Below are 14,001 nucleotides of genomic sequence, written 5' to 3' on the forward strand. Positions count from 1 at the left end.
TACTGTTTGCCCAAACTGTACCTCTCAATAGCGGTACAGTTTACCTAGAATCAGGCCACTTGATACCTATACGGAGACCTGCCATCGTGGCCGATTCACGCTTGCCCAACTTCCGCGCGCTGACGCCTGCGCAACGCCTTGCCGCCATCGCGGACGCCGCCTCGCTGACCCCCGAAGAACAGCAGTTGCTGGCCCGTCCCGGGGCGCTTGGCCTGGACCGCGCCGACGGCATGATCGAAAACGTCATCGGCGCGTTCGAACTGCCGCTGGGGGTGGCCGGCAACTTTCAGGTCAATGGACGCGATGTGCTGGTGCCGATGGCCGTGGAAGAGCCGTCCGTCGTGGCGGCAGCGTCTTACATGGCCAAGCTCGCTCGCGAATGCGGCGGCTTCGAAACCTCCAGCAGCCGTCCGTTGATGCGCGCGCAGGTCCAGGTGCTGGGCCTGACCGATCCGCATGGCGCGCGGCTGGCGCTGCTGCGCGAACGCGAACGCATCGTGACGCTGGCCAACAGCCGCGACAAGGTGCTGATCGGGCTGGGCGGCGGCTGCCAGGACCTGGAGGTCCATGTATTCGCCGACACGCCGCGCGGCCCGATGATCGTCCTGCATCTGATCGTGGATGTGCGCGACGCGATGGGCGCCAACACCGTCAACACGATGGCCGAGGCCGTCGCGCCGCTGGTCGAGGAAATTACGGGCGGTTCGGTGCGCCTGCGCATCCTGTCCAATCTGGCCGACCTGCGGCTGGCGCGCGCCCGCGTTCGCTTGACGCCCCAGGCGCTGGACACCAAGGACCGCAGCGGCGCCGACATCATCGAAGGTGTCCTCGATGCCTACACGTTCGCCGCCGTCGACCCGTACCGCGCGGCGACGCACAACAAAGGCATCATGAACGGCATCGATCCTGTCATCGTGGCCACCGGCAACGATTGGCGCGCGGTCGAGGCCGGCGCCCACGCCTACGCGGCGCGTTCGGGCCGCTACACCTCGCTGACGCAATGGGAAAAAGACACGTCGGGCGCGCTGGTGGGCACGATTGAAATGCCAATGCCCGTGGGCTTGGTGGGCGGCGCGACCAAGACGCATCCGCTGGCCCGCCTGGCCCTGAAGATCATGGACGTGCGGTCGGCGCTGGAACTGGGCGAAGTGGCCGTCGCCGTGGGCTTGGCGCAGAATCTGGGCGCGTTGCGCGCGCTGGCGACCGAAGGCATCCAGCGCGGCCACATGGCGCTGCATGCCCGCAACATCGCCCTGGTGGCCGGGGCCTCGGGCGCCGAGATCGATACCATCGCCAAGCGCATGGCGGCGGAGCAGGACGTCCGCACCGACCGCGCGCTGGCCTTGCTGGAGGAACTGCGGCAGTCGCGTTAAGCCGGGCCGGCCAAGCCCTATAAGAACAGAGGCGGCGCACGGCAACGCCGGCGCCGCCCGACCACAACGGAGAGAGACATGAAAGCAAAATCCCCGGCGCCGTCCTGGCGCCTGGCCGAGGTATGGAGCGACACCGTCGACCTGCGCCAGCTGGCGTGGGCCATCGGCATCGGCATCACGATCAGCGTGGCCGGCTTCTACGCCGCCAGCCGGTGGCTGCGCGGCATGGTCGCCTCGCCGGAGCTGGCGCACGCCTACGCCATGCTGGCCGGATTGGCCGGCTGCGTAATCGCGGGCGTGATCTGCGCGCGCCTGTTCCCGCCCAAACGCGAAGTCATTGAACACACCTCCACGCATGACCCCGCCTGGCGCGCAGAGGTGCTGGCCGAACTGGCCGAGCAGCCCGGCGGCCTGGGCACGTTGGCCGACCTGCCCGAGGCGGTCGTGCGCGAACTGAAGGAACTTGACCTGTACGACCTGTTCACCGAACCGCCCTCGGCCGCGTCCGCCGTCACGCCTGCGCCCTCTGTCCGCCCGCAAGGCACAACCAAGGAGGCCTTGGCATGAGCGACCCTGCCCTGCTTGAACAAATCATGGTGGCCGCCGCGATGGGGCTGCTGGGTGCGGTGGTGTTCGCCGCGATCGGCCTGGTGTCGGGAACCGATGAAACCACGACGCTGGCCCCGCTGACCCTGCTGGTGGTGCTGCTGGGCGTGCCGCCTGCGGGCGTGTTCACCTTCTTCCTGGCCGGCGCGGTAGCCAAGCACATGACGCACGCGGTGCCCACGGCATTGCTGGGCATACCGGGCGACACGCTGGCCACGCCGCTGCTGCAGGACGCGAACATGCTGCGCAAGCTGGGCGTGCCGCACATCGCATTGCGCAAGATGGTGTCCGGCGCCATCGTCGCCGCCTTCGTCGCGGTGCCGCTGGCGGTGCTGTTCGCCGTGTTGCTGGCGCCGTTCGGCGCGGCCATCACAAAATCCGCGCCGTGGATCTTCCTGGCCGCGGCCGTGCTGATCGCCTACTTCTCGGCCGGACGCTGGGCCGCCGTGGCGCTGCTGGTGCCTTTCGTGGTGGTCATCATCGCGCTGCAAAGCCTCACGGCCAAATACGGCGTCAAGCTCAGCATCAGCTATTTCCTGGGCATCGCCATCGGCCCGTTGATCGCGGACCTGTTCACGGTCGTCTCGCCCATGGGCCGCGCCCAGATGATGCGCGACAAGGTGCGCACGTTTTCGCTGGCGCCGGACGTCAAGAGCTGGTCGGGTTACTTTCCGAACCCGCTGAAAGTGATGGACCGCACGCAGACCCGATGGACGCTGGCCACGGCCGCGATTTCCAGCGCCACCTTCGTGTTCAGCCCCGTCGCCATGACCGTGGTGCTGGGCGAACTGGTCGGTTCGCGCATCAAGCACGCCTACCATCGCCTGACAACGGTCCTGTCGGCGCGCAACGGCGTCACCGAAGCCACCTATATCGCTGAAGCCTTGATCCCGCTGATCGCGTTCGGCCTGCCGCTGAGCCCGGTGGCCGCCGGCCCTGCGGCGCCGCTGTTCAACGCGCCGCCGCGCTTCACGGTCGACGCCGCCACGGGCCAGACGCACAACCTGCACAATCTGCTGAACCACTGGGAATTCCTGGGCTACGGCATGCTGGCGGTGCTGCTGGCCGCGCTGGTCTCTTATCCCTTTGCGATGAACTTCGCGCGCCGCGCCGCGCTGTTCGTGTCGCGCAAGGTCAGCCACGAAGCCATCATCGCCACCTTCGTCGGCCTGATTATCGTGATCAGTGTTTGGGAAGGCCAGTTCCTGGGCCTGCTGGTCATCCTGACGATGGGCCTGTTCGGCGGCCTGCTTTCGCGCAAGTTCGGCTTCAACACCGGCGTGCAGTTCATGGGCTATTACACGGCCGTGCTGTCGGTGCCGGCCATCGTCAAGCTGATGGCGTAGGCGGCAAATAACAGTGACGGATCCGGCGGGGCAAGGCGCCCCGCCGCCCCGCCATTGCCTGCCCGCTTGATCCCGCGCAAGGCGACCCGTCATCCCTTGCTCTAGCCTCTGTCCACTTGACCAGAGGAAAGACTCAACATGACGTGGTTCAAATCACTCAAACTCGCCGGCCGCGAATTGCTGCCCATCGTTCAGGGCGGCATGGGCGTGGGCGTGTCCGCTCACCGCCTGGCTGGCGCGGTTGCCAGCCAGAACGCGGTAGGCACCATCGCCAGCATCGATTTGCGCCATCACCACCCCGACCTGCTTGAAAAAACCGACAAATGCAATGACCGCGACGTCATCGACAGCGCCAACCTGGTCGCGCTGGACCGCGAAGTGCGTGCCGCGCTGGACGCGGCGCAAGGGCGCGGCCTGATCGCGGTCAACGTCATGAAGGCCGTGCGCGGCCACCCCGCCCTGGTGCGCCAGGCGTGCGAAAGCGGCGCGCAGGCCATCGTGATGGGCGCGGGCCTGCCGATGGACCTGCCTGAAATGACGGCCGATTTCCCGAAGGTCGCGCTAGTGCCGATCCTGTCGGAAGCGCGCGGCGTGGCGGTCGTGCTGAAGAAATGGATGAAGAAAGGCAAGCTTGCCGACGCCGTGGTCATTGAACATCCGGGCCACGCGGGCGGGCATCTGGGCGCGGCGCGCCTGGACGACATCCACAACGAACGCTTCGATTTCCAACGCGTCCTGAGCGAATGCCACGCGCTTTTCGACGAGCTGCAACTGGGCCAGGACGCCCCCCGTCTGATCGTCGCGGGCGGCGTCGGCAGCCACGAACAGGTGCGCCACTGGCTGGCCAACGGCGCCGACTGCGTGCAGGTAGGGACGGCGTTCGCCGTCACCCATGAGGGCGATGCGCACGAGAACTTCAAGCGCGTGCTGATGGATGCGAACCCCGCCGAACTGGCCGAATTCACCAGCGTCGCCGGCCTGCCGGCACGCGCGGTGGCAACGCCGTGGCTGACCCGCTACCTGCGCCAGGAAAAGACGCTGCAAGCCGGCACCCGCGCCGATCCCCGACGTTGCAGCCAGCGCATGGATTGCCTGACGCAATGCGGCCTGCGCGATGGTCTGTCGCGTTTCGGCCAATTCTGCATTGACCTGAAGCTGGCCGCCGCCCTGCGCGGCGAAGTCAGCCGTGGCCTGTTCTTCCGGGGCGCGTCAAAGCTGCCGTTCGGCGACGCCATGCGCTCGGTACGCGAACTGATGGACTACCTGCTGCACGGCAAGATGCCCGCTGCAGCCTGACACCTTGGCGATGGGCCGGTGAACGTCAACGCGCTGCCGACAAGTCGAACTGGAACACCGCGCCACGCTCGGCGCGTTCCACCAGCCGGATCTCGCTTTGATGCAGCTGCAGGATGCGCTGCACGATCACCAGCCCCAACCCGCCGCCGTCGCGCGGCCCGCGGCTTAACGCCGAAGCCCGCGTGAACAGTCCCGCGCGCAGTTCGGGCGGAATCCCCTTGCCGGAATCACTGACCTGCACCTGCACCCGGCTCTGCGCAACGCCCAACTGCAGCTCGATCCGGCCACCCGGCGGACTGTGCCGGATGGCGTTGTCCAGCAAGTTCGTCAGGACGCGTTCGATCAGCCCCAGGTCGGCGCGCACCAGCGGCAAGGCCTGGGGGATATCCGTCGTCAATTGTTGCTGGCGCGCCTCTGCGGCTAATTCAAACTTCTGCAGCACGTCCTGCACCAGTTCCGGCAGTGAAAACGTTTCAGGCTCCAGCCGCACCAAGCCGGATTCCAGCCGCGCCAGTTCGAACAGTTCTTGCGCCAGCCGGCCTACCTTGCGGCTTTGCGCCAACGCAATGTCCAGATAGCGGCGGCGTTCGCTGGCATCCAGCGTGTCGTCCTTCAGGCGCAACGTTTCCAGATAGCCATGCAGGGATGTCAGGGGCGTGCGCAAATCGTGCGAGATATTGGCGACCAGGTCGCGCCGCTGCTGGTCCTGCCGGGTCAGTTCGCGCCATTGGTCGGAAATCCGGCGGCCCATCTGCACGAAGCTGCGCCGCAACACTGATATTTCGTCGCCGCTTTTGTCCGAGGCGTCGCCCGGGCGCTCCAGCGCGGCCAGCGCCTGGCCGTCGTCGCCGTCAAAGGCACGCACCGCCCGGGTCAGGCCGCGCAGTGGCCGCGTGATCAAGGCAAAGGCGGTCAGGCCGGCCACCAACCCCAGCAGGGCCACCAGCGCAATCGACCACAGCGTCGTGCGCAACACCGAACTGCGCGACACGGACATCGCCAACGCATCGTGCGCCTGGCCCTGCAGCACCACATACACATAGCCCTTGTCCTGCCCCGCCACCCGCACGGGCGCGGCGCTGAACACTTTCTGCGCGTCCAGACTGCGCGGATCGTCGCCCGCGATAGGCAGCATCCCGCCGTCCAGCAGCCGCTTGACAGGCGCCAGATCCACGCGGTCCCGCTTGATCTGCCCCGCTGGCGCCGCATCGCCCACGATGCGGCCGTCGTTCGACAACAGATAGACCTCTACCGCGGGATTCACCGCCATCAGCATATCGAACAGCGAACGCACGGCGTCCGGCTTCCAGCCATTGGTGTCCATCAGTTCGGTCGTGCCGGCGATATGCTGCGCCAGCCCGCTGGACAAACGCTGCACGACTTCCTGCTCGTAGCGGGAATTGGCGGCGATCTGCAACCAGGCCGATGCGCCGCAACTAGCCAGCAGCAGCAACGCAAAAACGCCGGACAGGCGTTGGGTCAAACTGAAACGTTTCATGATGCGGCTCCGTTGCCGCCCGACGCCGCCGCGAACTTGTAGCCCCTGCCCCAGACGGTCAGGATGCGCTGCGGGTTGGAGGGATCGGCTTCGATCTTGGTGCGCAGCCGATTGATGTGCGTATTCACGGTGTGTTCGTAGCCTTCGTGCTGGTACCCCCAGACATGGTTCAACAGATCCATGCGCGAGAAGACCTTGTCGGGGTGGCGCGCGAAGAAATGCAGCAGGTCGAACTCGCGCGGCGTCAGGTCCAGGCGGCGTTCGTCCACGTCCACCGTACGCGCGATCGGGTCGATGGACACCCCATGCACGGCCAGGCTGCCGGCATCGATGCGCGCATTGCGCTCCACCGCGTCGCTGCGGCGCAGCAGCGCCCGCACGCGCGCCACCAATTCCAGCATGGAAAACGGCTTGGCCAGATAGTCGTCCGCGCCCAACTCCAAACCCAGGATGCGGTGCACTTCGCTAGACCGCGCGCTGGTGATGATGATGGGGGTGTAGCGGGCCATGGCGCGCGCCCGCTTGCAAATTTCCAGCCCATCGATGCCGGGCAGCATCAAGTCCAGGACCAGCGCGTCCCAACTGCCCTCTTCCAGCCGCCGCATGCCTTCGTTGCCGTCCGCGGCATGTTCCACCGCATAGCCTTCGTCGCGCAGATGCAAGCGCAGCAATTCGGCGATGTGGACGTCGTCTTCAACTATCAGCACGCGGCGGGGCGTTTCCATGGGGGGCTCGGACCAATTCAGTACTGCCATTGTCGCCAATCCGCAGGCGAGGAGTTATCACAAATATTTTAAGTTTGCGTGAGGACTCCGATATCGGCTCCGGGGAAGAATGGCTTCAACGACAGAACACCCCGGAGACCCGCCATGATGGCAAGCCCCGCACGTCACGATACACCGGCCGGCCCCCGCCCGGCCGGCGTCATCCATCCCGGATGGCTGCGGGCGATGCATTGGATCAACGCGCTGGCCGTGGTGATCATGGTGATGAGCGGCTGGCGCATCTATAACGCCGCGCCGTTCTTCGACTTCACCTTCCCCAACGACATCACGCTAGGCGGCTGGCTGGGCGGCGCCCTGCAATGGCACTTTGCCGGCATGTGGCTGCTGTTCGCCAACGGCGTGCTGTATCTGGCGCTGAACGTGGCCACCGGCCGCCTGTGGCGCAAATTTTTCCCTGTCAGTCCCCGCGGCGTCGCCGCCGACCTTGGCGCGGCCCTGCGCGGCAAGCTCGCCCACGACGATCTGCGCCACTACAACCAGGTGCAAAAACTGGCCTACCTCTTCGTCATGGCCGACATCGTGGTGCTGGTGTTGTCCGGCCTGGTGTTGTGGAAGTCGGTGCAATTCGATCTGCTGCGTGAACTGCTGGGCGGCTACGAATTCGCGCGTCGAGTTCATTTCTTCGCCATGGCGCTGCTGGTCGCGTTCGTGGTGGTCCATCTGGTGATGGTGGCGCTGGTTCCGCGCAGCCTGCTCGCCATGATCCGCGGCAAATAAGGAGCCTTTCGTGAGCCAGAAAAGACGCTTGTCGCTGCTGGGCCTGGATGGCCCCGCCATCCTGAAAGAGGCCAGGAACCTGTTGGCCAAACGGGTCGAACAGCCTTCCCGCCGCACATTCCTGCGCAACAGCCTCACGCTGGGCGGGTTGGCAATGTTATCGGGCTGCTCGCTATCCGACGACGAAAACGTGGAAAAGGCGCTGGCTTCCGTGTCCCGATTCAACGACCGCGTGCAAGGCTGGATGTTCGACCCCAACAAGCTGGCGCCGACCTACCCCGAATCGATGATCACGCGGCCGTTTCCGTTCAACGCCTATTACGGCATCGACGAGGTCCGTCATGTCGACGAAGCGTCCTTCCGGCTGGAAGTCACCGGCATGGTGGCCGACAAGCGCCAATGGCGCCTGGAAGAACTGCGCGCCATGGCCCAGATTGACCAGGTCACGCGGCATATCTGCGTGGAAGGCTGGAGCGCCATCGGTAAATGGGGCGGCGTGCCGTTTTCCGCGTTCTTGAAGCGCGTGGGCGCCGACCTGACCGCGAAATACGTGGGCTTCAAGTGTTCGGACGACTACTACACCAGCATCGATATGCCGACGGCGCTGCACCCGCAGACCATCCTGGCACTGACCTATGACGGCAAAACCCTGCCGCCCGAATACGGCTTTCCCATGAAGCTGCGCATGCCCACCAAGCTTGGCTACAAGAACCCCAAGCACATCCGGGCGATTTTCGTCACCAACACCTACCCAGGCGGTTACTGGGAGGACCAGGGCTACAACTGGTTCGGCGGAAGCTAGGTGGAAATCTTGTCCACCCCTGTTTTACCCCCTCCATCAAAGGAATCCATCATGAAGACACTCACCACCGCCGCTTTCTCCCTGTGCCTGGCCTTTGGCGCCGTGACGGCCCATGCCGCCGACAATATGAGCAAGGACAATATGGCCAAAGATTCGATGTCGAAGGACAGCATGTCGAAAGACGGGATGTCCAAGGGCGGCATGTCGAAAGACGGCACGGCCAAGGATGGCATGGCGAAAGACGGGATGTCCAAAGGCGGCATGGCGAAAGACGGCATGGCGCACGACGGGATGAAGAAGGACGGCATGGCGCACGACGGGATGAAGAAGGACGGCATGGCCAAGGACGGGATGTCTAAGGATGGCATGTCCAAGGGCGGCATGGCCAACGACAGCATGAAAAAGTAAGCCCCGGCGGCAGCCCGCCCCGCTTCGCTTGCCAGCAAGGGCGGCGGGCCGCTTCCCTACCCCTCGACGGAGCCATCCCATGACATTGAATCGCAGACATTTCCTGAGCTTGGGCGGCGTTGCGGCGCTGGCCGCCGGCCTGGCTCCCATGCTGGCCGCGCGCGGCGCGACGCCCGCCGCCTCGTTTCCCTACGCCCTGACCGACGCGCAATGGCGCGCCCGCCTCACGCCCGCGCAATTCGACGTGTTGCGCCGCGAGGGTACCGAACGCCCGTACACCAGCCCGCTGAACGACGAACACCGCAAGGGCACGTTCTCTTGCGCGGGCTGCGAACAGCGGCTGTTTTCTTCAACGACCAAATTCGACAGCGGCACCGGCTGGCCCAGCTTCTGGCAGCCGCTGGACGCCGCCGTCGGCGAAACCCGCGACCGCAGTTTCGGCATGGTCCGTACCGCCATCCACTGCGCCAACTGCGGCGGCCATCTGGGCCACGTCTTCGACGATGGCCCGCGGCCGACCGGCCTGCGCTATTGCATGAACGGGGTGGCCATGACTTTCGCCCCCCAAGCCTGACCCCAGACCGCCCCTATCAGGACGCCAAACCATGAACCTCCCGTTCCGCAAAACCTGCGCCGCCCTGGCCGCCACCTGCGGCTTGCTGGCCGCCAGCGCCTCGCAGGGCGCCGAATCCGCCTTCATCATTCCGCCACCCGCCGCCGACCAGACTAAAGACCAGGCCTTGCAGGAAAAGGCCGTCATCGCCGGCGGCTGCTTCTGGGGCGTGCAAGCCGTTTTCCAGCATGTGAAGGGCGTGACCAATGCCGTATCCGGCTATGCCGGCGGCCAGGCCAGCGTGGCCAACTACGACGCCGTCAGCAGCGGACGAACCGGCCACGCCGAAGCCGTCGAAATCACCTACGACCCTAAGCAGGTCAGCTACGGCCAGCTGCTGCAGATCTATTTCTCGGTGGCGCATGACCCCACACAGCTGAACCGCCAAGGTCCGGATAGCGGCACGCAGTACCGGTCAACGGTCTTCCCGGCGAACGACGGCCAGCGCAAGGTGGCCGAAGCCTACATCGCGCAGCTGAACCAGACAGGCGTGTACCCCAAGGCGCTGGCCACCACGATCGAACCGTTGCAGGCGTTCTATCCGGCCGAAGGCTATCACCAGGATTATCTGGTGCGGCACCCGTACAGCATGTACATCATGGTGAATGACGTCCCCAAGGTGCAGAACCTGGCAAAGACGTTCCCCGACCGCTATCGCGACAAGCCGGTGCTGGTGAACTGAAAACGGGGAATGAAGTCGGTCGCAACGTGCATTGGGCAAGGTGGAGCCTTTTCCGGCAACAGGGTCACAGATGGATTGCGGGCGGTGCGGCTGGGAACACCACCTTTACGCTACGCCAACGAGTTGAAGATGCGTCTTGCCAGGCAATGGCTGACGCACGACAGGTTGCCGATCGACACGGTATGCGCCCGATGCCCTAGCGCTACACGCCTACACTTCAATGAGAACCTTGCCCACCACTGACGACGACTCAAGAGCAAGATGCGCGTCGGCGATACGATCCAGCCCGACTTTCAAACCGATGTGCGGGGTGTACGCGCCGCTCATCAAACACGATGTGATGTCTTTCACCGCTTGGCGCTTGGCCTCGGCGGGAACGGAATAGATGTAAACGAATCGCAGCACGCAGCCGCGCACCATCGCTTTCAGAAGGGGCACCGCAAGTTCATCCGTCGCATTCGTCATCGCGTATGAACTGATAATGCCGCCAGGGGCAAGACACGCAAGGTTGATGTCCAAATTCGCTTGGACATTGACATCCACGATGCGGTCCACGCCTTTATTGCCCGTATGCGCCGCGACGGCTTCAGGGATGCTATCCGCTCGGCGGTCCAATACCAGGTCGGCCCCGACCGCCCGCGCAATGGCGGCTTGCTCGGCGTTCAAGACCGTGGCCACGACCGATGCGCCAGCCCATTTGGCAAGCAGGATGGCAGCGGTTCCGACGACTCCTGCTCCGCCATGCACCAACACGTTCGATCCGCTTAGGCTCCCGTCCGCGAAGAGGCAGCGGTGGGCGGTAAGCGCTGGAATGCCAAGCGACGCTCCGGTGTCGAACGAGACAGGCTCGGGAAGCGGCACAGCTTGCGTGGACGGCACCACGACATACTCTGCTGCCGTTCCGCTTGGCCGCCCATGCTGGGCTTCATAGACCCACACTCTTTCGCCGATGCGCTTGGCGTCTTGCGGGTCTCCCACGGCATCGATCACGCCGGCGCCGTCTTGATGCGGGATGATCCGGCGGAATGGCATGGCCGATGAAAATCCCGTCCGGGCCTTGAGATCGGTTGGATTCAGGCCCGACACGTAAACGCGAACGCGGACCTCGCCCGGTCCGAGGTGCGGATCGGGCAGATCCGTAACGCGAAGCACCTCATCCGCGGGACCTTGGCGATCATAGTAAGCAGCCTTCATTGCATTCTCCTGCGGGCACTGACGTAGCGCCCTTTCCTGGCCGCATTATTTATTGCAAGGGGCTTATATACAAGTAGGCACACATATGATACGTAGGTATACTAAATATACTAATAGCGTCGTGAGAGCGTGATGCCAGACAGCAAACAGCGGGAATACAGATGCGCGGTCGAAATTACCGTGGACATCGCGGGAGGCAGATGGAAGCCGCTGATCATTCACTACCTGCTTAGCGGAACCAAACGCTTCGGAGAGTTGAGAAAACTCATCGGCGAGGTCACGCAACGCTCTTTGACACTCCAGCTTCGCGACCTGGAGGCCAACGGCATCATTAGCCGAGAAATCTTCGCTGAAGTGCCCCCGCGGGTGGAATACACGCTTACGCCACTCGGCGCGACGCTTGCCCCCACGCTAGAGGCAATGAAGTCGTGGGGCGAGCATTACCTGGCGGCTACCGCGGCAATCAAGCCCTCTTCCGGTAAACAGAGAAACCCTGTCACGAGCACTCGAAAGTGAATCGGGCACGCGTCTGGATAGATGGCGTCACCTGCCCCATCCGCCACGCTTCGATTCCAGAAACAGCGCTGCCTGCTAGCCGCGTGTAGACAGACCTGACAGCGCGCCCGCCACGTCCCCCAGCACCGGCGCCCACGCTTGCGGGGCGGGTTGGCGAAACAGCCGCATCGAGGGGTACCACGGGGTATCGGCGCGCTCGCGCAGCCAGCGCCAGTCCGGCTCGAATGGCAGCATGACCCAGACGGGGCAACCCAACGCGCCCGCAAGATGCGCGGGTGATGAATCCACGGACACCAGCACATCCAGCAGCGTAAGGAGGGCGGCAGTGTCGTCGAAATCGTGGATGTCATTGGAAAGCGACACCATTGCCATGCCCGGAGGCGGCGTGGCGGCTTGGGCCGCCGCATCGCCCTTTTGCAGTGCGATGAAGGTCATGCCGTGCTGCGCCAGCGGCGCCAGGTCGGCCAGCGACAATGACCGCTGCGCATCGTTGGGATGGCTTGGACGCCCCGCCCACACCAGCCCGACCCATGGCCGCGGCAACGCCGCCAGGCGTTTGCGCCAAAATTCGACCCTCGGCGGGTCGGCGCGCAGATACGCGGTACGAGCCGGCAGGTCGCTCAGGCGCAAACCCAGCGCAAGCGGCAAACTCATCAATTCACAGTGGAAATCGAACGCCGGCGGTATCGTTCCGGCACGGATGATCTCGTCGAAACCCTCGCCGCGCTTGGCCAGCGCATGGATATCCGCATTGATTTCCAGGACCACGCGCGCGCCGCTGCGTTCGCGCGCCCACGCCACCAGCTGCAAAAACTGGAAGGTGTCGCCGTATCCCTGTTCGTCATGGATCAGCAATGTCTTGCCTTCGATGAACTGCCCCGCCCATCGCGGCTTCTGCACGTGCCGTTCTCGCATCGCGGTATGCGCCATCCGGTAGCGGAAGCGATACTCGCGCCAACCCGCCTCGAAGTCCCCTTGCAGCAGCAACATTTCGGCCCAATTGAACCGCGCGCCGGCGTCGCCCGGCACGGCGCGCACGATGCGTTCAAGCATCGCGCACGCGTCGTCCACCCTGCCCTGCGAACGGAGTGTCTGGGCGGCTAGCCGCCACCGCGCAATCGTCTCTGGATCTGCCGGCACGCCTTCGGCCTTGGTGGTATCCCGAGCAAGCTCGACGCGCGCCAGGATCTGATGGCCGTTCGGCATCAAAGGGTCAAGGTCGATGGCGCGCCGAATGGCGGCCACGGCCTCTTCATGGCGACCGTCATCGCTTAAGGCCAGCGATTGGTTGCAGAGCGCTTGCGCGTAATCGGGATTCAATGCCAGCGCGCGGCCGTAATACGCCAGCGCCTGGGTGTTATCGCCCAGCCGCTTGCAGGTGTTGCCCAGATTGTTGTGGACCTCGGGACTGTCGGGCAATAGCGCCGCGACGCGCTGCAGGCATTCCAGGCTGGCGGCCAGTTGGCCGGACTCTTGCAAGATGATGCCCAGGTTGTTCCAGCCCTCAACCGATTGGGGCTCCAGCGCCACCGCGCGCCGTGCCGCCGTTTCCGCTTCGTCCAACAGCCCTTTCTGGCGGCACATCTCGGCCAGATTGCTGTAGCAGGCGCCCGGCGCAAGCGGCGACCGACAAGCCGCCCGCATGTGCTCGATACCGGCGTCCAACCGTCCGTAGGCATGCGCCATCAGACCCAGCAGATGGCGCGCGCCGGGATGGTCCGGCGCCACCTCCAGCACTCGCAAGCAAAGCTGTTCGGCATGCGCCGCCTGGCCCGCGTCCCAATGCGCGCACGCTTGGCTTAACGCGGTTGAGAGGGTCAGCGCAGGGACGGCGGGCGGGCTGTTCTTGTCCAAGCGATCAAGATCCACGACAGGAAGACGGCAGTCAACGAGCAGGCATTATCCCTCATGCCACGGGCGATTCCACGCAATGACCGGGCAGACGCCCCTGCGCCACGGCAGGCCCGCCCTATCCGCCCACATACGGCCGAAAAGACCGAATTTTTTCCTTTTTTCGACCGATTACCGTCCATGCCAATAGAGTATTTATTGAGCCCGATTACATTCACCCGCCGCAATCTTCCCAAAGCAGACATCTGGCGTTCGACCGTGCGACGAAAAGGCGCCTGCGGGCGATCTTGTCGCGCTGTTGGGAATGCCCGCCT

The 14,001-nt window shown here is 64.7% G+C and carries 14 protein-coding genes; 10 read left to right on the top strand and 4 right to left on the bottom strand.

Going from position 1 to position 14,001, the window contains the following annotated elements; translation table 11 throughout:
• The first annotated feature begins 83 nt into the window (after positions 1-83).
• The 4 genes from ACI0FO_RS06010 to ACI0FO_RS06025 all read left to right on the top strand — a co-directional run bounded on the left by ACI0FO_RS06010 (position 84) and on the right by ACI0FO_RS06025 (position 4,621).
• Positions 84-1,373: a hydroxymethylglutaryl-CoA reductase, degradative gene (locus tag ACI0FO_RS06010; protein WP_416025667.1), complete on the top strand. Its 1,290-nt coding sequence runs from the start codon at positions 84-86 to the stop codon at positions 1,371-1,373.
• Between the two features lie 78 nt (positions 1,374-1,451).
• The gene (locus tag ACI0FO_RS06015; RefSeq protein ID WP_416024945.1) at positions 1,452-1,940 is read left to right on the top strand and encodes a hypothetical protein; all 489 of its coding nucleotides are present in this window, start codon (positions 1,452-1,454) and stop codon (positions 1,938-1,940) included.
• Positions 1,937-3,325 (top strand): tripartite tricarboxylate transporter permease, encoded by a 1,389-nt coding sequence (locus ACI0FO_RS06020; RefSeq protein ID WP_416024946.1) that lies wholly within the window; start codon positions 1,937-1,939, stop codon positions 3,323-3,325. The genes ACI0FO_RS06015 and ACI0FO_RS06020 overlap by 4 nt, the downstream gene beginning before the upstream one ends.
• A 138-nt stretch (positions 3,326-3,463) precedes the next feature.
• Positions 3,464-4,621, top strand: coding sequence for an NAD(P)H-dependent flavin oxidoreductase (locus ACI0FO_RS06025; protein WP_416024947.1), 1,158 nt, complete (start codon positions 3,464-3,466; stop codon positions 4,619-4,621).
• A 25-nt stretch (positions 4,622-4,646) separates the two neighbouring features.
• Here the strand turns inward: ACI0FO_RS06025 and ACI0FO_RS06030 are convergent, their stop codons facing one another.
• Positions 4,647-6,119 (bottom strand): sensor histidine kinase, encoded by a 1,473-nt coding sequence (locus ACI0FO_RS06030; protein ID WP_416024949.1) that lies wholly within the window; start codon positions 6,117-6,119, stop codon positions 4,647-4,649.
• On the bottom strand, positions 6,116-6,844 hold the full coding sequence (locus tag ACI0FO_RS06035; protein ID WP_416024951.1) for a response regulator transcription factor: 729 nt from the start codon (positions 6,842-6,844) through the stop codon (positions 6,116-6,118). Before ACI0FO_RS06035 ends, ACI0FO_RS06030 begins: the two co-directional genes overlap by 4 nt.
• A gap of 144 nt (positions 6,845-6,988) precedes the next feature.
• Between ACI0FO_RS06035 and ACI0FO_RS06040 the strand changes: the two genes are divergently transcribed.
• The 5 genes from ACI0FO_RS06040 to msrA all read left to right on the top strand — a co-directional run bounded on the left by ACI0FO_RS06040 (position 6,989) and on the right by msrA (position 10,126).
• The gene (locus tag ACI0FO_RS06040) at positions 6,989-7,621 is read left to right on the top strand and encodes a cytochrome b/b6 domain-containing protein (protein WP_416024953.1); all 633 of its coding nucleotides are present in this window, start codon (positions 6,989-6,991) and stop codon (positions 7,619-7,621) included.
• A gap of 10 nt (positions 7,622-7,631) precedes the next feature.
• Positions 7,632-8,423: a molybdopterin-dependent oxidoreductase gene (locus tag ACI0FO_RS06045; RefSeq protein WP_416024955.1), complete on the top strand. Its 792-nt coding sequence runs from the start codon at positions 7,632-7,634 to the stop codon at positions 8,421-8,423.
• Between the two features lie 51 nt (positions 8,424-8,474).
• Positions 8,475-8,831: a pentapeptide MXKDX repeat protein gene (locus ACI0FO_RS06050; RefSeq protein ID WP_416025669.1), complete on the top strand. Its 357-nt coding sequence runs from the start codon at positions 8,475-8,477 to the stop codon at positions 8,829-8,831.
• 79 nt (positions 8,832-8,910) lie between these two features.
• Positions 8,911-9,405, top strand: a complete 495-nt coding sequence (gene msrB, locus ACI0FO_RS06055; protein ID WP_416024957.1) for a peptide-methionine (R)-S-oxide reductase MsrB — start codon at positions 8,911-8,913, stop codon at positions 9,403-9,405.
• Positions 9,406-9,436: 31 nt separating this feature from the next.
• Positions 9,437-10,126 carry a peptide-methionine (S)-S-oxide reductase MsrA gene (gene msrA / locus ACI0FO_RS06060; RefSeq protein ID WP_416024959.1) on the top strand — a complete coding sequence of 230 codons (690 nt, stop codon included), beginning with the start codon at positions 9,437-9,439 and terminating at the stop codon, positions 10,124-10,126.
• A 210-nt stretch (positions 10,127-10,336) separates the two neighbouring features.
• On the opposite strand, the gene ACI0FO_RS06065 is transcribed toward msrA, so the two are convergent.
• The gene (locus tag ACI0FO_RS06065) at positions 10,337-11,320 is read right to left on the bottom strand and encodes an NADPH:quinone reductase (protein WP_416024961.1); all 984 of its coding nucleotides are present in this window, start codon (positions 11,318-11,320) and stop codon (positions 10,337-10,339) included.
• Positions 11,321-11,452: 132 nt separating this feature from the next.
• Here ACI0FO_RS06065 and ACI0FO_RS06070 point away from each other — a divergent pair, with 132 nt between their 5' ends.
• Positions 11,453-11,836, top strand: a complete 384-nt coding sequence (locus ACI0FO_RS06070; protein WP_416024963.1) for a winged helix-turn-helix transcriptional regulator — start codon at positions 11,453-11,455, stop codon at positions 11,834-11,836.
• Positions 11,837-11,911: 75 nt separating this feature from the next.
• On the opposite strand, the gene ACI0FO_RS06075 is transcribed toward ACI0FO_RS06070, so the two are convergent.
• Positions 11,912-13,690 carry a tetratricopeptide repeat protein gene (locus ACI0FO_RS06075; protein ID WP_416024965.1) on the bottom strand — a complete coding sequence of 593 codons (1,779 nt, stop codon included), beginning with the start codon at positions 13,688-13,690 and terminating at the stop codon, positions 11,912-11,914.
• Between the last annotated feature and the right edge of the window lie 311 nt (positions 13,691-14,001).

This window comes from Achromobacter marplatensis, assembly GCF_049060505.1.
Taxonomy (GTDB): Bacteria; Pseudomonadota; Gammaproteobacteria; order Burkholderiales; family Burkholderiaceae_B; genus Achromobacter; species Achromobacter marplatensis_A.